The sequence below is a fragment of the Aeromonas sp. 600948 genome, assembly GCF_049174875.1.
GTDB classification, from domain to species: domain Bacteria; phylum Pseudomonadota; class Gammaproteobacteria; order Enterobacterales; family Aeromonadaceae; genus Aeromonas; species Aeromonas veronii_A.
In genome coordinates, this window is record NZ_JAAKTY010000027.1 from 1 (window position 1) to 24243 (window position 24243).

Sequence of the window (24243 nt, forward strand, 5' to 3'; positions counted from 1 at the left end):
CCCCGATGCGGTACATAGAGGGTTTTGAGTAGAAAAATGCTAGTTGAAAATGTGTAAACCTATTTCAGGACTAGACACTGGCACAAAAAAAGGCCGCTCAATGAGCGGCCTTCTTCATAACGGGATCAGCAATCAGCTTTCGCGGCGCTTGCCACCGAATTTGCGATCTTTGTTGAAACCACCTTCGCGGCGATCCTTGTTGAACGGACGGTCACCCTGCGGACGGCGATCCTTGTTGAAAGGACGGTCGCCACGGAACGGACGATCACCGCGCGGCGGACGGCTGCTGGTGTTGCCACCGGCCGGCACCTCGGTGTAGCGAGTGATCTGCAGCGGACGCTGGCAAACACGGGCTTTCTTGATCACTTCCAGCACATCGGCGCTAATGCCCTTGGGCAGGTCAACGGTGGAGAAGTCGTCAGCGATGTCGATGTTGCCGATGAAGCGGCTCTCGATGTTCGCTTCGTTGGCGATGGCGCCCACGATCTGGCCCGGCTTGACACCGTGATGGGCACCCACGTCTACGCGGTAACGCTCCATCTCCACATCTGGGTTGTCTTTCAGCGGACGCGGCTCCAGGGACGGCATGCGACGGGCCGGACGATCGCCACGGTCACCGAAGTCACGACCGCCGCGATCGTTGAAGTCACGACGCTCGAAGCCACCACGATCGTTGCTGTTGTTGAACAGCGGATCCGGGATGGAGTCATCCAGCAGCAGCGGTTGGTCGCCCTGTACCAGCTTGGCCAGTGCAGCAGCCAGCTCCAGCGGATCGGCAGAATCTTCTTCGATCAGCTCGTTTACCAGGTTGTGGTAGATCTCGAGCTCTTCGCCCATCATGGTTTCGCGGATGCGCTCTTTGAACTTGGCCAGACGGTGCTGGTTGATGTCCTCGGTGCTCGGCATCTTCATCGGCTCGATGGCCTGACGGGTTGCGTGCTCGATGGCGCGCAGCATGCGGCGCTCGCGCGGAGCCACGAACAGGATGGCCTCGCCCTTGCGACCGGCACGACCGGTACGACCGATACGGTGAACGTAAGATTCGGTGTCGTACGGAATGTCGTAGTTCACTACGTGAGTGATGCGCTCAACGTCCAGACCACGGGCAACCACGTCGGTGGCGATCAGGATGTCCAGCTGGCCCTGACGCAGTTTGTCGACGGTACGCTCACGCAGTTTCTGCGGGATGTCGCCGTGCAGCGCTTCACAGGCGTGACCACGGGCGGCCAGCTTGCCAGCCAGCTCTTCAGCAGCGTTCTTGGTACGTACGAATACCAGCAGGGCTTCGTAGGATTCCACTTCCAGCAGGCGGGTCATGGCGTCCAGCTTGTGCAGACCGGTTACCTGCCAGTAACGCTGGCGAATAGTGGTAGCGGTAGCAGTCTTGGAGGCGATCTTGATCTCTTTGGGCTGCTTCAGGTGCTTCTGGGCCACGCGACGGATCTGCTCCGGCATGGTGGCAGAGAACAGAGCAACCTGACGAGAGCTCGGGCACTGCTCCATGATCCAGTCCACGTCGTCGATGAAGCCCATACGCAGCATTTCATCAGCTTCGTCCAGTACCAGAGCTTTCAGGCCGGAGAGATCCAGGTTCTTGCGACGGATCAGATCCATCACGCGGCCCGGAGTACCGACGACAACCTGGGCACCGCGACGCAGGGCGCGGGTCTGGGTTTCGTAGGAGGCACCACCGTAGATCGGCAGCACGTGGAAATCAGGCATGTGGTGGGCATAGCGTTGGCACGCTTCAGCCACCTGCAGCGCCAGTTCGCGGGTAGGCGCCAGCACCAAGATCTGGGTGTTGCGGTTACCAGCTTCCAGACGAGACAACAGAGGCAAGGCAAAAGCAGCGGTCTTCCCTGTACCGGTTTGCGCCTGCCCCAGCAGATCGTGTCCCGCCATCAGGTGGGGAATTGCTGCGGCCTGGATCGGTGACGGGCGCTCATAGCCCACGTCCTGCAGCGCTTTCAATACAGGCGCGGCCAGTCCAAGCTCACTAAAAAGGGGCAGTTGTTCGGTATCAGACATAGATTCTTCCAGATTAAGGCAGGCGGCTAACACCGCGGAATAGCAAAAAGGCGGCGATTATAGCGCCACTTTGTTCTGCTGTCTTGAAAAATGTGATAAGCCTCTCAAGACGTTGGCAATTATAGAGGGATCTGGCGAGTATGGCTTGCTTATTTTGCACTCATAGTGCGTTATTGCAGATCACTCCTCGCTGGAGTCCTTGCCCCGCTTGTGTTTGAGCACCGCCATGGTCAGTCGGCTGGTGCACAATAAACGCTCACGTTCGTCCCGAATTTCAATCTGCCACACCTGGGTTGTTGCTCCCAGATGGAGCGGCGTGCAACGCCCGGTCACCACCCCTTCCCGCTTGGCTCGCAGATGGTTGGCATTCACCTCCAGCCCCACACAGTAGCTATCTGGCCCGACAGCCATATTGGCGGCAATCGATCCCAAGGTTTCCGCCAGCACCACGGATGCGCCGCCATGCAGCATGCCCAGGGGCTGGTGAGTGCGATGATCCACCGGCATGGTCGCTTCAAGCCAATCGGTGCCAAAAGCCGTGTAGACGATATCGAGATGGGCCATCAGGGTGTTGCGAGAGGTGGCGTTGAGCCCCTCCAGACTCATGGGTTTACGCCAGATGGGCGCAATATCGTGACTCATTGCGAGCAGACTCCTTATGTAAGCGATGAATGCGTACCGATATGAGTGAAACGCCCTCCATCGGCAACATGGTTCTGTTATATGAGTTGTTGGTTATCAGGTGACGTGGTAACAACGCAGCCCCGACCCGGAGCTGCATGTTACACAATCATGCCCTTAAGCGGGATGTCACCAAGGGTAGGTAACGCCGGGCCACTCAGCCCAGGGCACATCTCGTCCCGGCAGGCGGGGTTCTGGCCACTGCCACACCCTGGCGAGCCACTCGCGCAACTGCGTCTCCAGCTCCTCATCCGCGATGGGCGCCTCGGCCACCTTCCAGAAGAAGAGTTCGACCTCCACCTCCGGCAGCACCGATGGATAGAGGTAGACGCCTCCCCAAAACTCGGGCTCCCGATCCGGACTCCAGAGGCCATAGGCAAAGGAGCGCTTGGCCAGAAATTCCGACTGCTGCCACTCCAGATCCCCTTCGTGCTGGCTCAGGCTGAAATTGGCAGAGGGCCAGACATCATTCGGACGAAACAGTTGATGCAGTTGCTCGCGCTCGCGCAACATGGCGACAAACTCCACCACCGCCTGAGCGGGAGTGGCGGGTAACAGCAAAAAACGTGGATGCCGATAGGCCTTCGGCACCCGAAACCGCTTGGGGAACGTCAGCATCAGAGCAGCTCCAGCAGGGCTTGCAATGGATGTTTGAGCTTTTCCCCCTCCATCCGCTTGACCTGACTGCGGCACGAATAGCCAGTTGCCAGACAGCGCGCTTTGGGTAGACGGGCGAGCGGGTCGGCCCAGCTCAACCCATAGATGCCCTTGGAGTTCTCCACCTGTTTGACGTCGTGACCATAGGTGCCCGCCATACCGCAGCAACCCACAGAGACCGGCTGCAAACTGGCCCCGAAGCGGCCAAACAGGGTGCTCCAGTCACCGTGAGTGGAGGGCTTGGCGGTCTTCTCGGTGCAGTGGGCAAACAGATACCAGGGCTCACTCTCCTCCTCGCTCTTTGCCTTGTTGGCGCTAGCAGGCAGTTGATCTGCCGGCAGCGAGAGCAGCCACTCCTGCGGCAACAACACCTGAAAATCACCGCGGGCCGACCCCAGCGCCTTGGCGTACTCGTCGCGATAACAGAGCACCATGGCCGGATCCACCCCCACCATGGGAATGCCAAGCGCCGCCACCTTGTTGAGGAACTGGGCGCTGTTGGCAGCAGTGCGGGCAAAGGCCCGCAGGAACCCCTTGATATGCTGGGGTTTACCGTTGGGTTTAAAGGGCAGCAAATAGGGCTGGAAGCCGAGCTTGCTGGCGAGTTTCACCAGGTCGCGCACCACGGGGGCGTCGTAATAGCTGGTGAAGGGGTCCTGCACAATGAGCACAACCTGCTTGCGCTGCTCGGCACTCATCCGCTCCAGTCCCGGCAGATCAAAATAGCGAGCGCGGTTATCGTGCAGGCTCTCGGCAAGGGTCGGCACCGAGAGCAGCGGCACATCCACCATGCCGATACTCTTCTCGGTCGCCTTCTGGGCCCACTCTTTTTCGAGGAAGAAGTTGACCAGCTTCGGCGCCTTGGCAAGCAACGGCGCATAGCTCTCCACCGTGCCGACGAAGTAATCCTTGGGGGCGCGCAGGTAGCGGCCATGATAAAGCTGCATAAAGCGGGCGCGAAAATCGGGCACATCCACCTTGATCGGGCACTGGCTGGTGCACGCCTTGCAAGCCAGACAGCCTGCCATCGCCTCCATCACCTCGTGGGAGAAATCATACTCGCCGCGCTGTTTGGCCCAGCTGTTGCGCACCTTGTCCACCAGCTGTTTGAAGCGCACGCCACCGGATTGCAGCGCCACCTCTTCCGCCAGCGGATCGAAGCCCTGCTCCGCCAGCTGACGCAACCATTCACGCATCAGGCCCGCCCGCCCCTTGGGGGAGTGGCGGCGATCGCGGCTGATCTTGACCGAGGGGCACATGGGGGAGTCGGTCTCGAAGGTGAAGCAGAGGCCGTTGCCGTTGCAATCCATGGCGCGGGTGTAGCTGGTGCGCACGGCGAGCGGGATCTGGCGGTCATACTTGCCGCGCTTGGGGCCATCCACCGACACCAGCTCGGCGCCGCTACCGTAGGGGATACAGATCTTGCCCGGGTTGATGCGGTTGGCCGGGTCGAACGCCCCCTTGACCCGCTGCAGCTCTTCCCACAGCTCGCCAAAGAAGGCGGGACTGTATTCGGAGCGAAAGCCCTTGCCATGTTCCCCCCACATCAAGCCGCCATATTTGGCGGTGAGCGCTACCACCTGATCGGAGATGCGCCGCAGCAGCACCTCCTGCTCGGGATCGCACAAGTCGAGCGCCGGGCGCACGTGCAGCACACCGGCATCGACGTGGCCGAACATGCCGTAGTCGAGGCCGTGGGCATCCAGCAGTGCGCGAAACTCCATGATGAAATCGGCCAGTGACTCGGGCGGCACGGCGGTATCTTCGGTGAAGGCCACCGGCTTCTTGCGCCCTTCGGCGTTGCCCAGCAGCCCCACCGACTTCTTGCGCATGGTGTAGATGGTCTCGATGCTCGGCAAGTGGTCACACACCTGATAGCCGATGATCCCCGCCTCGCCCTTGGCCAGCAGCGCGTCGATACGGCGGCAGAGCTCTGCCACCTTGGCCTTGTGTTCCGCCTCGTCGGTATCGGCAAACTCGACGATGTTGAGTCCCTGCAGATCCTTGCCGGGCACATCCTGAATAAGTTCTTTCACCGAATGCCAGATGATGTCGGCGCGGGCCAGCCCGAGCACCCGGGAGTCCACCGTCTCCACCGAGAGAGCCTGCGCCTGCACCATAAAGGGGGCGTTGCGCAGGGCGGAGGGGAAACTGTCGTACTTGACGTTGACCAGGGTGCGGTAGCGCGGGATGGGCGTGATATTGAGTTTGGCTTCGGTGATAAAGCCGAGAGACCCTTCAGATCCGCACAGCACCCGGCTGACATCCAGCGTGTCGGTATCGGGTTGATAGAGGTGCTTGAGATCGTAGCCGGTCAGAAAGCGGTTGAGCTTGGGGAAGGTCGCCTCGATGTCGGCGCGGCGCTCCTTGCCGATGCGATAGAGGGTGCGATAGACCTCCCCTTCGCGACTCTCCAGCGCCAGCTTGTCGGCCAGTCGCTCACCGGTCAGCGGCTCGGTAGCCATGATATCGCCATTCTCCAGCACGGCTTTGAGGCCAAGCACGTGATCCGAGGTTTTGCCGTAGACCAGAGACCCCTGCCCCGAGGCGTCGGTGTTGATCATGCCCCCTAAGGTGGCGCGGTTGGAGGTGGAAAGATCCGGCGAGAAAAAGTAACCGTGGGGTTTCAAGTAGGCGTTGAGCTGGTCTTTCACCACCCCGGCCTGGGCGCGCACCCACCCCTCCTCCAGATTAATTTCCATGATCTGGTTCATATAACGGGAGAGATCGACGATAATGCCGCCGCCCAATGACTGACCATTGGTGCCGGTACCGCCACCACGAGGGAAAAAACTCAGGGAGGCGAACGCCGGCTCTGCGGCCAGCTTGAGCATTGCTGCTATGTCGTCCGCACTGCGCGGATAGAGAACCGCCTGAGGTACTACCTGATAGACGCTGTTATCCGTCGCCATCGCCAACCGGCTTGCATAAGACTTTTCGATATCACCACGAAATGCGCTGCGCTCTAGCAACTCAAGAAACTGCAGGGTTGCGGGTGACAAACTGTCCTGGTAATCGAGTCTCGGGATCATGAATCCTTGTTCCCATCCTTTGCTTGATGCCGGCACGCCGGCGACAACGACTGGCCAGCCACCTGTCAATGGCAGTCAGGCCAGTCCGCTCACATGTGAGCGGGCAGTATATCAGCTAGAAAACCGCTTGCGCTTGGCAATATTCACCATTTGAAAGGAGGACTTTTATGGCTCACCACAGCCATGTTATCAGTACGCTGGTCACCACCGAAAAACAGGCGCTTACCCTGTCGCTGTTCGGTTGTATCACCTTTGCCATCTTCGGCATCGGCTACGGCCTCTTCGTCGGTTCCAACGCCATCATGCTCGATGGTATCTTCACCCTGTTCAGCATGGGCATGACAGGCCTCGGTCTTGTTACCGCCTATCTCGTTACCCGTCCTTCCGATGCGCGCTTCCAGTATGGCTACGCCCACTTCGAGCCCATCACCAACGTTATCAACGGCTCCATTATTCTGCTGCTCTGTCTGGCGGCACTCTATAGCGGCATCACCACCCTGCTGGATGGCGGACGGGAGATCGATCTCGGCCACGCCCTCATCTATGCCGCCGTCTCCACCTTCTTCTGCGCCATCATCTATCGCATCGAAGCCCAGGTCGCCGAGCAGGTAGACTCCGAGCTGGTGCGGGTCGACTCCAAGGAGTGGCTGGTGGATACCCTGCTCAGCGCCACCCTGCTTATCGGTTTCGTAGTCGCCATTGGCCTCGATGCCATCGGCTACGGCCAATACAACCGCTATATCGACCCGGTGCTGGTCTCGCTGCTGGCCCTCTGCGCCACCCTCATTCCCATCAAGGTGCTAGGTCGCAACCTGCGGGAAGTGTTGAAGATCGCCCCCAAGGGGGATGTGCCACGGCAAGTCGAGCAGGAGATCGAGGCGCTGCGCCAGCGCCACGGCATCGAGTGTTACAGCCATCTGGCCAAGAGCGGTCGCCGCTTCGATCTGGAATTGAACATTCTGGTGGCACCGGGCCAGGAGTGGCCTGTCGAGCGCCAGGATGCCCTGCGTCAGGAGCTCTGGTCTCGCCTTGGCGACACCCTGGGGGATGCCTGGCTCTCGGTCTGTTTCACCCGCGAAAAGCGCTGGTTGTAACGACCGCACGGGGGAGAGCGGCACGGCCGCCTCCCCCTGTCGCATCACAACCCCATCACATCCACTGACACTGCTCTTGCCAAATTGGCGCCAGCCGCTATCATCAGGGCTCATTTTTCACCCGAGGTTTTATTGCCCATCATGGACAATCCCCGAAGTTGCTCTTCGTCTCTCTCTGTCAAAGCCTATCTTTTTCTGCTTAATCAGCGCCTCTGAATAACACCTTTGCCTTGCTGTTACTGCGGCCATCGCGCGCCGTGATCACTCTCTGCTCTGTCTGTTTTTATTGAGGTCATACAATGGAATTGCTGCTGGATCCCCATATCTGGATCGGTCTGTTTACCCTGATCATTCTGGAAATCGTGCTGGGGATCGACAACCTGGTCTTTATCGCCATCCTGGTGAAAAAACTGCCCCCCGCCCAACGGGACAAGGCACGCGTCATCGGCCTGTCGCTGGCCCTGCTGATGCGACTGGGGCTCTTGAGCGTCATGTCATGGCTGGTCACCCTGACCACCCCGATTTTGCACCTGTGGGATCACCCCTTCTCCGGTCGGGACCTGATCCTGATGGGGGGCGGCCTGTTCCTGCTGTTCAAGGCTACCTCAGAGCTACATGAACGGCTGGAAGCCAAACCCCAGGATGATGGCCCGGTCGGCGCCTACGCCAGCTTCGGTGTGGTGATCGCCCAAATTCTGGTGCTCGATGCGGTCTTCTCGCTCGACTCCATCATCACTGCCGTCGGCATGGTGGAACACCTGGGCGTCATGATGGCCGCCGTGACCATCGCCATGGTGGTGATGGTGCTCGCCTCCAAACCGCTGACCCGTTTCGTCAACGCCCACCCCACTGTGGTGGTGCTCTGTCTGAGCTTCCTGCTGATGATCGGCTTCAGCCTGGTGGCGGAAGGATTCGGCTTCCATATTCCGAAGGGTTACCTCTACGCGGCCATCGGCTTCTCGGTGCTGATCGAGTTTTTCAACCAGCTAGCCCAGCGCAGCGCCATGCGTCACGAATCCAAACAGCCGCTGCGCGAGCGCACCACAGCCGCCATCTTCAAATTGATGGGCAGCAAGGCCTATCAGGATCAGCCGGATGACGATCTGGATGCCCCGGCCGTAGCGCCGGTGAGCTTTGGCGAGGAGGAGCGCTATATGGTGACCGGCGTGCTGTCGCTGGCCGAGCGCTCCATTCGCACCATCATGACCCCGCGCTCGGAGATGGCCTGGATCGATATCAACGACTCCAGCGACGAGATCCGCGCCCTGCTGCAGCGCGAGCCCCACAGCCTGTTCCCTATCTGTGACGGGGATCTGGACGAGGTGATCGGAGTGGTCAAGGCGCGGGACCTGCTGTTTGCCTTGAACGAAGGGCAATCCTTGAGCGAACTGGCCAAGCAGAACGACCCCATTATCGTGCCGCAGACCATCAACGTGATCCGCCTGCTGGCGGAGCTGCGCAAAGCCAAGGGGAGCCTTATTCTGGTCTCCGATGAGTTTGGCGTGATCCAGGGGCTGGTCACCACACACGATCTGCTGGAGGCCATCGTCGGCGAGCTGCCGGACGAAGACGAAACCCCGGATATCGTGCGCGATGGCGAAGGGTGGCTGATCAACGGCAGCACCAACATCCATCATGTGGAGCAGGTGCTGGAGCATGAGGGGCTGGTGAGCGAGAGCGATGAATACGTGACCCTGGCGGGCATGCTGCTCTCCCACTTCGGCACTCTGCCCACCCCGGGCCAGCAGTTGCAACTGCAGCAACTCAACTTCGAGGTGATCGAGGTGAGCGAGCGGCGCATCGAGCGGGTGAAAGTGATGCCCGCCACGGCTTGAGCCTGCCACCAGCAGAACACTGAAGAGGGCCATACGGCCCTCTTTTTTATGCCTAAACGCCTCTTTCCTAACGGTTTGCGCTGATTGCTGCATCAAGCACAATTCTCTTGTGCAATTACCCCTCTTTTTCACAACAAGATGGCGGCATAAAGTGGCCTCACTTCCACCATGAGGAACTCAAGATGAGCCACGATCACCTGTTCTGCCCGCTGCGCCTCGGCCAGCTGCACCTTGCCAACCGCATCGTCATGCCCCCCATGACCCGCTCCCGTGCCAGTCAGCCGGGTGATGTGGCCAACGCCATGATGGCGAGCTACTACGCCCAGCGCGCCGAGGCGGGCCTGATCATCAGCGAAGGCACCCAAATCGACCCCATGGGCAAGGGCTACGCCTGGACGCCGGGGATCTACAGTGCCGAGCAGATCGCTGGCTGGAAAGGGGTGACCGATGCCGTGCACGCCAAGGGGGGCACCATCTTCGCCCAGCTCTGGCACGTGGGCCGGGTCACCCATCCGGACAACATCGGCGGCGCCCAGCCCATCTCCGCTTCAGCCCTGCCCGCAGTGGGCGTCAAGGTGTTCGTCGATAACGGCAGCGATGCGCCGGGCTTTGTCGAGACCGTCACTCCGCGCGCCATGACCCAGGCCGATATCCATGCGGTGGTGGGCCAGTTCCGTCAGGCGGCACGCAACGCCATCAGCGCCGGTTTTGACGGCATCGAGCTGCACGCCGCCAACGGATATCTGATCAACCAGTTCCTAGACTCCGAATCCAACGCCCGCACCGACAATTACGGCGGATCGCTGGAAAACCGGCTGCGCTTTCTCAAAGAGGTGACCGAGGCGGTCAGTAGCGAAATCGGGGCCGAACGTGTCGGGGTGCGTCTTGCGCCGCTCACCACCCTCAACGGCACCGTGGATGCCAATCCGCAGGAGACCTATCTGGCAGCTGCCCGCCTGCTGGGCCAGCTCAATGTCACCTACCTGCACATTGCCGAGGCGGACTGGGACGATGCCCCCCTGATGCCGGAGAACTTCAAGCAGGGTCTGCGCGATGCTTTCCCCAACACCCTGATCTATGCCGGCAAATATGATGGCGAGCGGGCTCGCGCCGCCCTAGAAGCGGGCTGGGCCGACATGATTGGCTTTGGCCGCCCCTTCGTTGCCAACCCAGATCTGCCGAACCGGCTGCGCCACGGCTATCCGCTGGCCCCCCACGATCCGGCCACCCTGTTTGGCGGTGGCGAGAAGGGGTTGACCGATTACCCCGCCTATCAGGCCGATGACGCAGCAGCCAGCCGCTGATTGTCGATGGCCAACCGGCCACGTAACGCAGGCCCCACAGGTTGGGGCCTGCCGTATTGTTGCCCATTCGCAGCAGTGGCAGTTTCTCTGTATTGCTGTTGCAATGACCTCGTTGTTCTCTCCCCTCGCTTTCACAAGGAGTCATCATGAATCACACCCAAGCCTGGTGCTGGCATGCCCCCGGTGAACCGACCCAGCTTACCCTCGCCGATCTGCCCCTGGCACCGCTCGCCCCTGACGAGGTACTGGTAGCCAATCGGGTTATCGCCTTCAATCCGGTGGACTGGAAGCTGATCGAATATGGCCACTCCAACTGGCAGAACGGTCAGGTGCCCGGCGTCGATGGCATGGGCACTATCGTGGCCCTCGGCGCCAACGTCAGCCATCTGCGCCTCGGTGCCCGGGTCGCCTATCACACCGACCTGCGCCACCACGGCAGCTTTGCCCGCCACACCCGGGTACCAGCCCGCGCCCTGCTGCCAGTGCCCGATGCCCTGAGCGATGAGGCGGCCGCCACCCTGCCCTGTCCTGGCCTCACCGCCTGGCAGGCGCTGGCCAAGCTGCCGCGCCTGCACGGGGAAGCGCTGCTCATCACAGGTGCTGGCAGCAGTGTCGGCCGTTTTGCGGTACAGCTCGCCCTCAAGCAAGGAGCACGAGTCTTTGCCAGCGCCAGTCCACGTCATCATCCGTGGCTCAAACAGATCGGCGTGCAGGGGGTGGCCGATTATCGGGAACCAGACTGGCTGGCCACCTTGCAGGCCGCCAACGGCAACGAGCCGTTCGAGGGGATCATCGATCTGGTCTCGAGCCAACAGGCAGAGAGCCTGCTGCCCGCCCTTGGCTACTACGGCCATATGGTGACTGTGCTGGGGCGCATCCCGCACAATCCGCTGCCCGCCTTTAGCCATTGCCACTCATTGCACGAGATTGCGCTGGGCGCCCAGCACGCCTTTGGCACCGACAAGCAGTGGAGCCGACTGGTGGCCGCAGGTGTCGCCATGATGGCGCAGATGGCGAGCGGCGAGCTGACCCTGCCGCCGCTGGTGGTGGGCAACTTTGAGGCGCTGCCGACCCTGCTCGAGCGCTTCAAGCGCGAAGGTCAGGGCGAGAAGTTTCTGGTGCGTGTGGCATAACGCTGACCTTCCCTAATAACCACACCGACCATTGAAACGAAAGAGGCCCGCCAGTGATGGCGGGCCTCTCTTTATATCTAGTGCATCTCATCTCGACTTCATTGACTCCTGACTCAATGCAGGATCACCCCGTGGGTCTCGGCATAACTGCGGATCTCCCGGGTCAGCCGCGCCTTGTCGGCCAAGCTCAGCCAGCTCGCCTCCACCGCATTGAGCGAGAGGCGGCAGAGCTGATCCGCAGTGGCGCCGAGATCGTTCGCCAGCGCCGCAAAGTTGGCCCCCATGTAACCACCGAAGTAGGCGGGATCATCGGAGTTGATGGTGACGCAGATCCCCTGCTCCAGCAGCCGCAGCACATTGTGCTGGGCCATCTGGTCAAACACCTTGAGCCGGGTGTTGGAGAGGGGGCAGACGGTGAGCGGCAGCCGGGTATCCGCCAGATAGCGGAGCAGCTCGGGATCGTCGGCCGAGCGCACCCCATGATCGATGCGGCATACCTGCAGCTCGTTGATCGCCTGCCAAATGTAGTCGGCAGGCCCCTCTTCGCCCGCATGGGCCACCACCGGCAGCCCCAGCTCGCGGCATTTGGCAAAGACCCTGGCAAACTTGGTCGGCGGATTGCCCCTCTCCCCCGAGTCGAGGCCGATGCCGTGAATGCGCGACAGGAAGGGCATAGCCTCTTCCAACGTAGCGAACGCTTCATCCTCGCTGAGGTGGCGCAAGAAGCTCATGATAAGCCGCCAGCTGATGCCAAACTCCCGCTCCCCGGTCTGCAGCGCCCGCTCGATACCGCCCAGCACAGTAGCAAAGGGGACGCCGCGGGCGGTGTGGGTCTGCGGGTCGAAGAAGATCTCCACATGCACCACCTTGTCGGCGGCGCACCGCTCAAGATAGGCCCAGGTGAGATCGAAGAAGTCCTGCTCGGTCACCAACACACTGGCACCGCGATAGTAGAGGTCGAGAAAGGATTGCAGGCAGTCAAAGTCATAGGCGGCGTGCACGCTGGCGACGTCGGGCCAGGGCAGCGGCACATTGTTGCGTTTGCCAAGCTCGAACATCAGCTCGGGTTCGAGGGTGCCCTCAATGTGAAGGTGCAGCTCCAGCTTGGGCAATTCGGCTATAAAGTGTTCGGCAATAGGGTTATCCATGGCGACGGCTCCATCAGCGACCAGATCCCGGGGGCAACCCCTCCACACGATTGCCCCGACTTCCTGCTTATTGTGCGCTCAAGTTGCAAGACAGGGGAGACTTGTCATCAAACAGATTTATAATGGCGTCACAAAAATCATAAATGATTGAACGTCTTACCGATTGGCAGCTCGTCTGCGCCCTGACAAGGAGTTTTCATGAAGAACGTCATCTGTGACATCGACGGTGTCATCCTGCACAACAACGATCTCATTCCCGGCGCCGACCGCTTCGTCCATCGCCTGCTGGAGCAGGGCAGCAAGCTGCTGTTTCTGACCAACTACCCGGCCCAGACCCAGAAAGATCTGCAAAACCGCTTCCGCTCCGCCGGGATCGAGGTGCCGGAGGAGTGCTTCTACACCTCCGCCATGGGCACCGCCGACTTTCTCAAGCGTCAGGATGGCAAGAAGGCCTATGTGATCGGCGAAGGGGCCCTGACCCACGAGCTCTACAAGGCCGGCTTTACCATCACCGACATCGACCCCGACTTCGTGGTGGTGGGTGAGACCCGCAACTACAACTGGACCATGATGCAACAGGGGGCCAAGTTCGTCGATCAGGGGGCCCGCTTTATCGCCACCAACCCCGATACCCACGGCCCCATGATGCACCCGGCCTGCGGCGCCCTGTGCGCCCCCATCGAACGGATGACCGGCAAGAAGCCGTTCTATGTCGGCAAGCCGAGCGCCTGGATCATTCGTGCGGCGCTCAACCGGATGGAGGCCCACTCCGACGACACCATCATCATCGGCGACAACCTGCGCACCGACATTCTGGCGGGCTTTCAGGCCGGTCTCGAGACGGTGCTGGTGCTCTCCGGGGTGAGCAAGGTCGCCGATATCGACCGCATGCCGTTTCGGCCGAACCACATCTTCGACTCCGTGGTCGACATCGATATCGTCTGATACCCAAGGATTTAAACAGGGCAGGTCTCCCCTGCCCTTGCAGGATCTGTTATGGAACCCATTCTCATCGCCGTGGCCTTTGGCTGCGGCATGCTGGTCAATCTGATTGGCCTGCCTCCTCTGCTCGGCTTTCTGGCCGCCGGTTTTATCCTCAATGGCATGGGCTATCACAACACCCCGGCCCTCAACGAGATCGCCGATCTCGGCGTCACCCTGCTGCTGTTCACCATCGGCCTCAAGCTCAATATCAAAACCCTGATGCGGCGCGATGTGTGGGGCACCACCAGCCTGCACCTACTGCTCTCCACCCTGCTCTTTACCGTGGTGCTGCTGGTCTGCAAGGGACTGGGGCTCCACCTCGCCCTGTCGCTGGACTGGAAGCTGGCGCTGCTGCTGGGCTTTGCCCTCTCCTTCTCCAGCACTGTCTTTGCGGTCAAGGTGCTGGAAGATCGCAGCGACATGAATGCCCTCTACGCCCGCATCGCCATCGGGGTGCTGGTGATGCAGGATGTGTTCGCCGTGGCATTTCTGGCCTTTTCCAGCGGCAAGTGGCCCAGCATCTGGGCGCTCTGGGTGCTGGGACTGCCGCTGCTGCGCCCGCTGCTGTTCAAGCTGCTGGAGCGGGCCGGTCACGGCGAGCTGCAGGTGCTGTTCGGAGTCTTTCTGGCACTGGTGGTCGGGGCCGCCGGTTTTGAAGTAGTCGGTCTCAAACCGGATCTCGGGGCACTGATCATCGGCATGCTGCTCGCTTCCCATCCGGCGGCGGCGGGATTGGCCAAGGCGCTCTTCAACCTCAAGGACCTCTTTCTGGTCTGCTTCTTTCTCACCATCGGCCTCAACGGCCTGCCGACCCACGACACCATGCTGCTGGCACTGGCGCTGGTGCTGGCCCTGCCGCTCAAAAGCGTTCTCTACTATCTGGTCTACAGCGGCGCCCACCTGAGGGTGCGTACCGCCCTCCTCTCGACCCTGGCGCTCACCAACTTCTCGGAGTTTGGCCTGATCGTCGCGGCCATCGCCGCCAAGGCGGGCTGGCTCTCCCACGAGTGGCTGGTGGCGGTCTCGCTGGCGCTGGCGGCAAGCTTCATGATCTCCGCTCCCCTCAATGCCCAGAGCGAGCGCATTTATCACCGCATCGGCCACTGGCTGCGGGGATTGCAGGCGAGCAACCTCCACCCAGAAGACAGACCCATAGAGCTGGGCGATGCCGAAGTGATCATCCTCGGTATGGGGCGGATCGGTCAGGGGGCCTATTTCGAACTGGAGAACAAGTACGGCAACGTCATCCTCGGGGTGGAGAACGACAGCGAGAAGCTGCCCACCCTGCGCGCCCAGGGGATGAACGTCATCGAGGGGGATGCCACCGATACCGACTTCTGGGACAAGGTGCTGCTCTCCAATCAGGTCAATCTGGTGCTGCTGGCGATGCCCCACCACTCGGGTAACCTCTACGCCATCGAGAAGCTGCGCAGCCACGGATTCAACGGCAAGATCGCCGCCATCGTCCGCTTCGAGGATGATATCGCCTCCTTGCAGGAGCAGGGGGTGGATGCGGTGTTCAACGTCTACAACGAAGCGGGCAGCGGCTTTGCCCGCCATGTGATCCGCCGTTTGCAACCACTCTGATCCTGCGGCCAGCGGCTCTTGGCAAGGACTCTTGGCAAGGGACTGTGCATCGTTTAAGTTATGCACAACCTCGTTTAATAAAACGAACAATCGCGGGGCCTGGATGGCCCCGCGTTCCTATCTGCCGAAGCCAAGGAGGCACCATGAAGACCCTCAAAGACTGGATTTTGCCGGACCGCCACGAGGCGGCCCCAACCCCGCTGATGCCAGCCCCCGAGCGCATTAAAGCGGGCAACCCGGCGCAAACGGTGTGGAACCACTACTCCGACCCAAGCCAGCAGTTTCACGTGGGCTTCTGGGCTTGCGAGCCGGGCCGCTGGGCCATCCACTACACCGAGCACGAGTATTGCCAGCTGCTGGAGGGGGATGTGGTGATCCACGACAGTCAGGGCGGCCAGCTTGCCCTCAAACCCGGCGATCAATTCGTGATTCCGGCAGGCTTTGTCGGTGAGTGGGAGACCCTCACCCCCTGTCGCAAGGTCTATGTGATCTTCGAACCCGCCTCGGCTTGACGTTCACGTCACCCTGCCCCGTTGCAACAATCCTTATCCTGTTGATCTGCTTGACGCTTACGGCATGATTTTCTGCGGTTTTCCCGCTTGCAAAAGGTTTTTCCGCTAGGCATTGTGTCTGACGAGGAATGTAAATGGAATTTCGAGCCCAAACGTGGGGGGCTCATATAAAAATCAAGAGGATTACCGCCAATGTGTTCAATTTTCGGCATTCTGGATATCAAGTCCGATGCAGTTGCCCTGCGCAAATCGGCGCTGGAGATGTCCAAGCGACTGCGTCACCGCGGGCCTGACTGGTCCGGCGTCTACAGCTCCGACAAAGCCATTCTGGTGCATGAGCGTCTGGCCATCGTCGACCCGGGCAATGGCGCCCAGCCGCTCTACAACCCCGAGCGCACCCATGTGCTGGCGGTCAACGGCGAGATCTACAACCACAAAGAGCTGGAAAAGACCCTCAAGGTCGACTTCCAGTTCCAGACCAAATCTGACTGTGAAGTGCTGCTGGCCCTCTACAAGGAGAAGGGCCCGGCGTTTCTCGACGATCTCAACGGCATCTTTGCCTTCATTCTTTATGACGCCGAACAGGATGCCTACCTGATTGGTCGCGACCACATGGGGATCATCCCCCTCTATACCGGTCGTGACGAGCACGGCAACTTCTATGTCGCCTCCGAGATGAAGGCGCTGGTGCCGGTCTGCAAGAGCGTCGAAACCTTCCCGCCGGGACACTACCTGTGGAGCAAGGATGGCGAGCTCAAACAGTGGTACAAACGCGACTGGATGGAGTACGCCGCGGTCGAGCACAACGTCAGCGACAAGGCCGAGCTGAAAGCCGCGCTGGAAGCGGCGGTCAAACGCCAGCTGATGTGCGACGTGCCTTATGGCGTGCTGCTCTCCGGCGGGCTGGACTCCTCCGTCATCTCCGCCATTACCAAGCTCTATGCGGCGCGCCGCATCGAGGACGATGGCAAGAGCGAAGCCTGGTGGCCACAACTGCACTCCTTCGCCGTCGGGCTGGAAGGGTCGCCGGATCTCGCCGCCGCCCGCAAGGTGGCTGATCACCTCGGCACCATCCACCACCAGATCCACTTCACCGTGCAGGAGGGTCTGGATGCCCTGACGGATGTCATCTATCACCTCGAGACCTATGACGTCACCACCATCCGCGCCTCCACGCCCATGTATCTGATGGCCCGCTACATCAAGGCGATGGGGATCAAGATGGTGCTCTCCGGCGAAGGCTCTGACGAGCTGTTCGGCGGCTACCTCTACTTCCACAAGGCGCCCAACGCCAAAGAGTTCCACGAAGAGAACGTGCGCAAGCTCGCCTCTTTGCACCTCTATGACTGCCTGCGCGCCAACAAGTCGATGGCCGCCTGGGGTGTGGAAGGTCGCGTGCCCTTCCTCGACAAGGAGTTCATGGACGTGGCGATGCGCCTGCAACCTGCCGACAAGATGTGCGGCAAGGGCAAGATCGAGAAGCATATCCTGCGCGAAGCGTTCGAGGACCTGCTACCCCACGAAGTGGCATGGCGCCAGAAGGAGCAGTTCTCCGATGGCGTGGGCTATTCGTGGATCGACAGCCTGAAGGCGATGGTCGAGACCGAAGTGACGGATCAGATGTTCGAGGCGGCCGCATTCCGCTTCCCCATCAACACCCCGCTCACCAAGGAAGCCTACTTCTACCGCGCCATCTTCGACGAGCACTTCCCGCTGGAAGCTGCCGCCCGTACCGTGCCCTACGGCAAGTCGGTCGCCTGCTCCACCCCCACCGCGCTGGAGTGGGATGCCAAGTTCAAGGAGATGGCCGACCCGTCCGGCCGCGCCGTGATGGACGTGCACCAGCAGGGCTACTAAGCCAGAGCGGGGCGACCCCATCGGCTAACGCCAGATAGCAAAAAGCCCTTCACCATGGTGAAGGGCTTTTTATTTTTAAATGTTCCAGATGCAATCAATATTGATAAATGAATATGCCACTTAGCTCATCTTGAAATAAATCCACAATAATTGTTGCTCAGATAAAATGGGGCGCCATTTTATGACTCACAAGTCAAAATCTGGCCTGAAATATATTTCACACAGCTTGCCAGATTATATCCACCACAAATGTGTATTAAAAAAACGTGACAAAATGACAAAGTACAATGCGTAATGGCGATCATATTTCGCTAATATTACAGCGTCCATCGCAATGAGAAGGTGGTGACCGCGACATGGTCTCCCCCAGGTACCCAATCAACCTTGGGTGCATAACCGACTTCCAATGCAACTGACTTGTAACCCAGTATCACTATCGGCAAAGCGGCAAAACCATCAATACCCGAACCGTTGAGATAACCAGCCTGCGCCCCTACCCCAGCAAAAACATGTTCGGTGAGATACCACTCTTTCCGATAAGAAAAACCCGCATAACCAGCTGTATTTTCTAGAGAATCCCGATAAAGCCCGCCGCGCAGCGCAAGTTTTCCCGTGTCGTTGTCACCCAAGAACACCCACGCCAATCCCAATCCCGGGTTAAAACCATTAAAGTCACAGGTTTTGCTTTTTTTTCCTGTTCCCTGCGAACAATCACTGTGTATTGATGCCCCGTGAATAATAAGTGAAAGATCATGTTCAGCTGCCATGGAAAAAGTCGGCAACCCCAAGAGTCCAATGGATAACAAGCAACCGTGAATGTTCATGTTAACCTTCCTGGTTTTATTTACCTCTCACTAACACACTAAATCAAAAATAGGCAGACATCAAACGAGTAACATCAGAGCGGTTGAACCGATAGATGTAAACGGGTCGCTAATACCATCGAGAGTGGCCAGCCAGGGTAATGTAAGGCACATGGTATTATTCACCCTCATACGGCGTTCCGGCGATACAAGCTCATCACGCATATTCGGCGCTGAAAGCTTCATTTTTTCCATGACCGCCAGCGCACTCATTTTCAGATGACGGTAAAAACTGGCATTGAGCTGGGTCAGATGGAGCAAGGAGTGGCGCACCCGTTTGAATGTCTCGGCACATACCGGGCTCTGCGAGTGCCAGAAGGAGGCCAGCGAACCTTTGGTGGTCAGACCGTCAATGTCATAGAGTGCCCGCCCCATGCAAAAGGTGGGTACATCATGGAGCAGAGCAGAGAGACCGACCGTGCTGTTGATGGTGATCACCCCTTTGAGCAAGGGATACAGGGTTGGCAGCGGCAGTTCATAACCGTAAAAGACCCTCCCCTCCAGGCCAAGCACCGCGATGAGCCTGTTTATCTGGGCACGATAACTGACATAGCCCCGATCCATGGGGTGGTGCTTGAACAGCAACACATCTTCGGGTTTGGCATGCTCAGCAAAGGAGTTGATCACCTGCGCAACCATCTCCTCTACCCCGCTCAGGTCAGAGTGCTCACGGATCTGAAAATCCTCGGTCACTTGCAGTGGCACAAAGAAGATCCGCCCGGCGTGCTGCGGCAACGCCTTGAGCAGGGCGCGATCCTGGCGCAAGTTGCCGTATTTCACCATGGCGCCACAGACCCACCCCATCGCCTCCTGCACCAGACTCCAGGGACGGTGATTCACAAAGTGGGGATAACGCCAACGGAACAGCGACTTGTTGATGTGGTAGCGACTGGCATACCAGGCGCGCACCGCAAAGGTCTTGCCCACCTTGAGCGAGCTGTCATAAGGCACAGGCCAATCCAGTTGGGCAAGTTGATCGCGCCGCTGATACCAGGGGCTGAAGGCATTGACCCCACCCTGCTCCAGCGTGACGAAATCGGGTCTGAGATAGCCCTCCTCCATCGCCCAGAATGGCACTCGCTTCAACTTGCAGATACGGCCAGCCTCCAGATGGTAATAACGGCAGTCCCCGTAACAGATCACCGTATCGATACCCTGCTGCTTGAGCACCCGGCGGAAAAAGGCGTTCCAGCTTTCCGGTTTGCCGCGAAAACGCAGATTTTTTCCGGCACAGGGCCAGCACTCATCCCCGCCATTGAAATGGATCTTCACCACCTGATGTCCCGCCTCGGTCAACTGGCGACTCAGGGTCTGAAAGAAAGGGCCAAGCGGGCCTTGCAGTAACAAAATCTTCATTGACGACTTATCTCAAAAACGGGGAAAGAGAGGGGCGCTGCATGAGCGTCTGGAACAAGTAACCGAGCTTGAGCTGCCAGCGTTGCCAGCGGCTCGCTTTTTGGGCCGATGAGTGTCCCTGCTTCGCCAGTTGGTGGATCAACTGCTCCGGACTTATCCAGAGCCCGGTCTGCCAATCGAGATAGAGCGGATAGGCAACCAGCGTCAGATAGACCAGCGCCGCCAGCGGCAGACTACGTTGACGACGAGCAGGCGGATTGGCATCCGTGGTCAACCCCCAGCCACTGTAGAAGGGTTGGCCCCAGGTCGTCACCTTGACCCCCTGCACCAGCGCCTCGAAGCCACTGAGCGAGGTCATGGTATGCAGCTCATCCACATGGGGATAGAGGCTGGTGAGCCCAATATCCAGCACCTGGCTATCGACACACTCCGCCAGACAGGCCGCAGAAATCGCCCCACCACGATTGCCCGCCACCACATCAGGGTGTGGCTTGTAGAGAATATGAGCGTCGGGTTTAGCCGCTCGCACCGCCCACAGCAACTGCTCATTGCTGCGAATATGGGGGCTCCCGGTCAGAATGGAGGCATCGCCATCTACCTGACCCACCACCAGCACCAGCTCACGACCATCATCGGGCCTGGTGTAGTGCTGCGGCTCGCCCACATTGTATTTGCTGACCCTGTGTTCCCGTAGCAAGGCGAGCAGCGCATCCCCGCGCTTGACCTCCGCCTCTGTCAACTCCTGATAGTTGAGCAACTGTTCCAGCCCGCTGGGAGTGCGACTGTCGAAATAGATCCCGACCGGGTCCAGTGACAAGGAGGAGGGACGACAGAGATTGGAGCCCAGCCCCCTCGAGCGAATAAAACCATCCTCGACCCGGATTGCAGAGGCGAGATCAGGGTGGCGGCTACCCCACACCAATATCTGCTCGTCACCGGTCAACCGCTTGGGTGGCTTGCGCACAAAGCGCAACTCATCGGCCAAATGCTGGCAAAACGCCTGCATAAATGCCCGCTTCCACAGCGAGAAACCGACCAGATAAAGCCTGCGCCAGCGCGGCGCGGGGCGGCGCTGATTGGCAATAATGGCGATCACCTCCTCTACCTCGCAACGCTGGCCCAGCACAGGGTCGAGATAGCGGGGATAGCGGATCAAGGCTGCCGCGACCAGCTGGGCGAGCGACACTTTTACGTTGCGCCTTTCACACTGCTTGCTGTCATGGGTCAGCCCCCAACCCGCATAAAACGGCATACCGAAGCAATAGACCGGCTTGCCAAGCAACAGGCCCTCAAAACCAAGCTGGGATGACACCGTATAGACAGCATCCACCACATTGAGCAGTGCATGGGGATGGCAGTGATCGGCCACAATCTCCACATCATCCAGGTTCAGACGGGCCAACACCCCGCGCTTCTTGCCAAGGCGAGTATCGGGATGGGTGCGCAGCAGCAGGCGCGCATCGGGATGATTGCGGCGCGCCGCCTCCACCATCGCCACAAAATCAGCTTCACTGGCCAGCGCCCCCGGAATGGAGAGATCCCCCGCCACCTGATCGACCAGTAGGACCCTGGGTTTGGCGCTCTGCTGCAGACGTGTGGCAAGCCCTGATGGCAAGCCGCCATAGTCCCCGACAGCAGAGAGGGCGGTCACGCTGCCGCTGGCAATCGACTGATCGGGGGCAGTGGCATAACAGTTGTATTTGGTGACCCCGAGGCGTACCAGCTCATCGATCAGTCGCTCGGCCCGTGCCAACATCTGTGGCTCGCACGGGGTGGCAATCAATTGTTCAAGCTGGCTGGGCTGGCGGGCATCGTAATAGATCCCCACCGGATCGGCGATCAGCGAGACCGCCTTGCCCCCCCTAGCGGGGTGGCCGATATAACCGATAAAGCCATCTTCAAGCTGCCAATAGGGCAAACTCAGGGTCTTGGCCTGCTCCTTGATCTGGTGGGTATTAGCCTTCTGGCCCCAGCCGACCAGCACATCCCCCGGCTGTACGGCATCAGGGGAAGCAAAGCGCGCCAAGGGTTGTCCCAGACAGGCGCTGATTTGAGTGCTGCGGGCCAGTATGCCGCTGGATTGTGTCCATAGAGTCATGCAAATTGCTCAGATAAAAAGTTCAGCGAGATGTGGGCTTAAACATATCTCTGAAAAAGGCCCGAGGGTTGAGGTAGAGCTTGCGCAGCTTGCGCCACAGTGGCCGCTTGCGCTGCACCCCCTCTTGCCAGCGCAACAGCCCCGGATATTCGCTCACCGGATAGCCCGCCTCCTCCTGCAAACGGATCATCCACTCGCGAAAATCCGGCAGCTCCCCGCCAAGGTCGTTACAGGGCACCACGGGCCCTTTCAACGGGCCTCGCTCTGCTTCACTGCGAGCCAGCATCTGCTCAAGCAACTGATCATTGTTAGCCCGCCGCTTGTGGTAAGGGTGAGTCAGTGGGCGCGGATGCCACTGGTGAACCAGAAACCGGCCGGCAAACAGATGGGGCAGCGCATAATAACTGAAATAGCGGCGAAACCCCTGATAATCTCCCGGATGCTGTGCCTTGATATTGAGGGCATAGTCATCAGGTCGTGGCCCGATGGGGTAATGACGGGTGAGCCTGTCAATCAGTTCGAGATCTTCGCCGCCATGGCCGACAAACTGCTCGTCAAAGCCCCCCAGCTGCAAAAACCACTCGCGATTCATCAGCAAGCAACTGCTGGCCAGGGCGATTCCCTCCACCCGGTGATTTTCTCCCCGCAAAAAAGACTCCAGGCAGCCCTGAAAATCCCCATCAAAGCGCTCAGTCTCTTCCTTGGTTAGATAGAGACAGGGGTACATTTCAAATGCTATAGGGGCTGTAGTCCTATCACTTTCTTTTACATTGAAATGTGCCAGTAATTGAGAGTTAACTATTAAGTCCGCATCTAGAAAGAAAATTTTTTCACTATTGCTCTTGTTAACAGCAATGTTTCTGGCGCTAGCATTAGTAATATCGTTTGTCGCTATACAATGAAAGCTGATATTCTTGTATCTTTGCGAACCTGCTTCATTTGCGACAATACAGATATTCTCCCCATCAACGCTTTCCAAGCAAGAGGTCAGTCTGTCATCGCAATCCTTTTTACTACCTCGGTGCGAGGAATAGAAGTAAGGAATTATGAAATCAATCGACATTTATTCCTCAACATTGAGCCTCAATGATGCTCTATTATCATACGAATCTCTTAGGAAATAGATGACTTCAATCGTGTCAACCCCTTTGGTGAATTCGTCAGGGACGTTTATCTGAAAACTGTGGGTGTTACTATAATGTTTGATATCCCATCGGTTGTTATTAATTAAAAAATAACATGCTGATACAATGGAGTCAGGAAGATTCCCATCATAAGACACGTCAATATTATTTCCATTAAACCTTACTGAAATAAAATCACTAGATAGTGCATTAGATAAAATATCGGCGCGCTCTTTTTTGTAAAGGAAGTTTATTATTTTTTTATAGTAGTCATCTATATAATGGAATGGGCTAACGCCCCACTGATGATCGTTCTTAGCTATTAGTTCACATTGGGAAAATCTTATGAAAGCTGAGTCGGGAAGATCTTTTCTTATAATTTCGTATAGTTTAGCTAATACTTCATTTGAGCGTTTAATAAGAGTGTTTGGATAATTTGGAATTGTATTACACCCAGATGCCATGTATTCAGACCAATAGGATTCACTTATTATTATTTTGTTTTGTAATCCATTCCCCTTCATGAGTTCATAAAATGAACTCCAGGCCATTTCCCAATACCTGAGCCACTCAATACTGCCAGATTGAATGAGTTTGCCACCATTTAGTTCATGCTTTGAGGACATAAATTCATTTGACAGAGTAAGGAGACCCCCTTCAGGGGATCTCCAGATATTAAATCGCTCATCAATGAAATCCATAAGCAGATAATCGAAGTCTAACGCAGTGATATCTCGTCTAAACGTCTTGTTGATGTCATAATCAACTATTCTTCGTTGAAATTGAGACTTAATAACACTTGTGTCAACAGGGGTGTCTTTGGGTTCATTTCCAAATGCACTGGCCATTGAACTTCTTGCAAAATAGGCAAGAAGTTCAATTTTATCTTCTTCATCAAAGCCAATGGAGTCTCTACTTACACAGCTACCAAAAATGGCTAGTCTCATAAT

The 24243-nt window shown here is 58.4% G+C and carries 18 protein-coding genes; 8 read left to right on the plus strand and 10 right to left on the minus strand.

Features of this window, described 5'->3' with window-relative positions; all coding sequences use genetic code 11:
- Window positions 1-132: 132 nt before the first annotated feature.
- From G5182_RS18055 to G5182_RS18070, 4 genes are all read right to left on the minus strand, one after another.
- Window positions 133-2028, minus strand: a complete 1896-nt coding sequence (locus G5182_RS18055; protein WP_199258754.1) for a DEAD/DEAH box helicase — start codon at window positions 2026-2028, stop codon at window positions 133-135.
- Between the two features lie 180 nt (window positions 2029-2208).
- Window positions 2209-2670 (minus strand): hotdog fold thioesterase, encoded by a 462-nt coding sequence (locus tag G5182_RS18060; protein ID WP_064336666.1) that lies wholly within the window; start codon window positions 2668-2670, stop codon window positions 2209-2211.
- 168 nt (window positions 2671-2838) lie between these two features.
- Window positions 2839-3327, minus strand: coding sequence for a hypothetical protein (locus G5182_RS18065; RefSeq protein WP_421254601.1), 489 nt, complete (start codon window positions 3325-3327; stop codon window positions 2839-2841).
- Window positions 3327-6398: an FAD-binding and (Fe-S)-binding domain-containing protein gene (locus G5182_RS18070; RefSeq protein WP_421254602.1), complete on the minus strand. Its 3072-nt coding sequence runs from the start codon at window positions 6396-6398 to the stop codon at window positions 3327-3329. Before G5182_RS18070 ends, G5182_RS18065 begins: the two co-directional genes overlap by 1 nt.
- Window positions 6399-6565: 167 nt before the next feature.
- On the opposite strand from G5182_RS18070, the gene G5182_RS18075 reads away from it, so the two are divergent.
- The 4 genes from G5182_RS18075 (at window position 6566) to G5182_RS18090 (ending at window position 11764) form a co-directional block, all read left to right on the plus strand.
- Window positions 6566-7492, plus strand: coding sequence for a cation diffusion facilitator family transporter (locus G5182_RS18075; protein WP_421254603.1), 927 nt, complete (start codon window positions 6566-6568; stop codon window positions 7490-7492).
- 299 nt (window positions 7493-7791) lie between these two features.
- Complete coding sequence (locus G5182_RS18080) at window positions 7792-9327, plus strand: TerC family protein (RefSeq protein ID WP_101531322.1); 1536 nt, start codon at window positions 7792-7794, stop codon at window positions 9325-9327.
- 182 nt (window positions 9328-9509) lie between these two features.
- Window positions 9510-10631: an alkene reductase gene (locus G5182_RS18085; RefSeq protein WP_139405486.1), complete on the plus strand. Its 1122-nt coding sequence runs from the start codon at window positions 9510-9512 to the stop codon at window positions 10629-10631.
- A gap of 146 nt (window positions 10632-10777) precedes the next feature.
- The gene (locus G5182_RS18090) at window positions 10778-11764 is read left to right on the plus strand and encodes a zinc-binding dehydrogenase (protein ID WP_139405487.1); all 987 of its coding nucleotides are present in this window, start codon (window positions 10778-10780) and stop codon (window positions 11762-11764) included.
- A 113-nt stretch (window positions 11765-11877) separates the two neighbouring features.
- Here G5182_RS18090 and G5182_RS18095 read toward each other — a convergent pair whose 3' ends face one another.
- Complete coding sequence (locus G5182_RS18095; protein WP_227342507.1) at window positions 11878-12912, minus strand: adenosine deaminase; 1035 nt, start codon at window positions 12910-12912, stop codon at window positions 11878-11880.
- A 198-nt stretch (window positions 12913-13110) separates the two neighbouring features.
- Between G5182_RS18095 and G5182_RS18100 the strand changes: the two genes are divergently transcribed.
- The 4 genes from G5182_RS18100 (at window position 13111) to asnB (ending at window position 17852) form a co-directional block, all read left to right on the plus strand.
- Entirely contained in the window at window positions 13111-13857 is a 747-nt protein-coding gene (locus G5182_RS18100) for an HAD-IIA family hydrolase (RefSeq protein WP_219263712.1), read from the plus strand.
- A gap of 51 nt (window positions 13858-13908) precedes the next feature.
- On the plus strand, window positions 13909-15483 hold the full coding sequence (locus G5182_RS18105; protein ID WP_227342505.1) for a cation:proton antiporter family protein: 1575 nt from the start codon (window positions 13909-13911) through the stop codon (window positions 15481-15483).
- Between the two features lie 143 nt (window positions 15484-15626).
- Window positions 15627-15995, plus strand: coding sequence for a cupin domain-containing protein (locus G5182_RS18110; protein WP_421254604.1), 369 nt, complete (start codon window positions 15627-15629; stop codon window positions 15993-15995).
- A 192-nt stretch (window positions 15996-16187) separates the two neighbouring features.
- Window positions 16188-17852 (plus strand): asparagine synthase B, encoded by a 1665-nt coding sequence (asnB, locus tag G5182_RS18115; protein WP_421254605.1) that lies wholly within the window; start codon window positions 16188-16190, stop codon window positions 17850-17852.
- 317 nt (window positions 17853-18169) lie between these two features.
- Here asnB and G5182_RS18120 read toward each other — a convergent pair whose 3' ends face one another.
- The 5 genes from G5182_RS18120 to G5182_RS18140 are packed head-to-tail and all read right to left on the minus strand — an operon-like array spanning window position 18170 to window position 24240.
- Window positions 18170-18676 carry a hypothetical protein gene (locus tag G5182_RS18120; protein WP_227342501.1) on the minus strand — a complete coding sequence of 169 codons (507 nt, stop codon included), beginning with the start codon at window positions 18674-18676 and terminating at the stop codon, window positions 18170-18172.
- A gap of 60 nt (window positions 18677-18736) precedes the next feature.
- Window positions 18737-20071, minus strand: coding sequence for a capsule biosynthesis protein (locus tag G5182_RS18125; RefSeq protein ID WP_421254606.1), 1335 nt, complete (start codon window positions 20069-20071; stop codon window positions 18737-18739).
- A gap of 7 nt (window positions 20072-20078) precedes the next feature.
- Window positions 20079-22169 (minus strand): capsular polysaccharide biosynthesis protein, encoded by a 2091-nt coding sequence (locus G5182_RS18130; protein ID WP_421254607.1) that lies wholly within the window; start codon window positions 22167-22169, stop codon window positions 20079-20081.
- Window positions 22170-22191: 22 nt separating this feature from the next.
- Entirely contained in the window at window positions 22192-23232 is a 1041-nt protein-coding gene (locus G5182_RS18135; RefSeq protein ID WP_421254608.1) for a galactosyltransferase-related protein, read from the minus strand.
- Window positions 23233-24240 (minus strand): DUF6270 domain-containing protein, encoded by a 1008-nt coding sequence (locus G5182_RS18140; RefSeq protein WP_421254609.1) that lies wholly within the window; start codon window positions 24238-24240, stop codon window positions 23233-23235.
- Window positions 24241-24243: the final 3 nt, after the last annotated feature.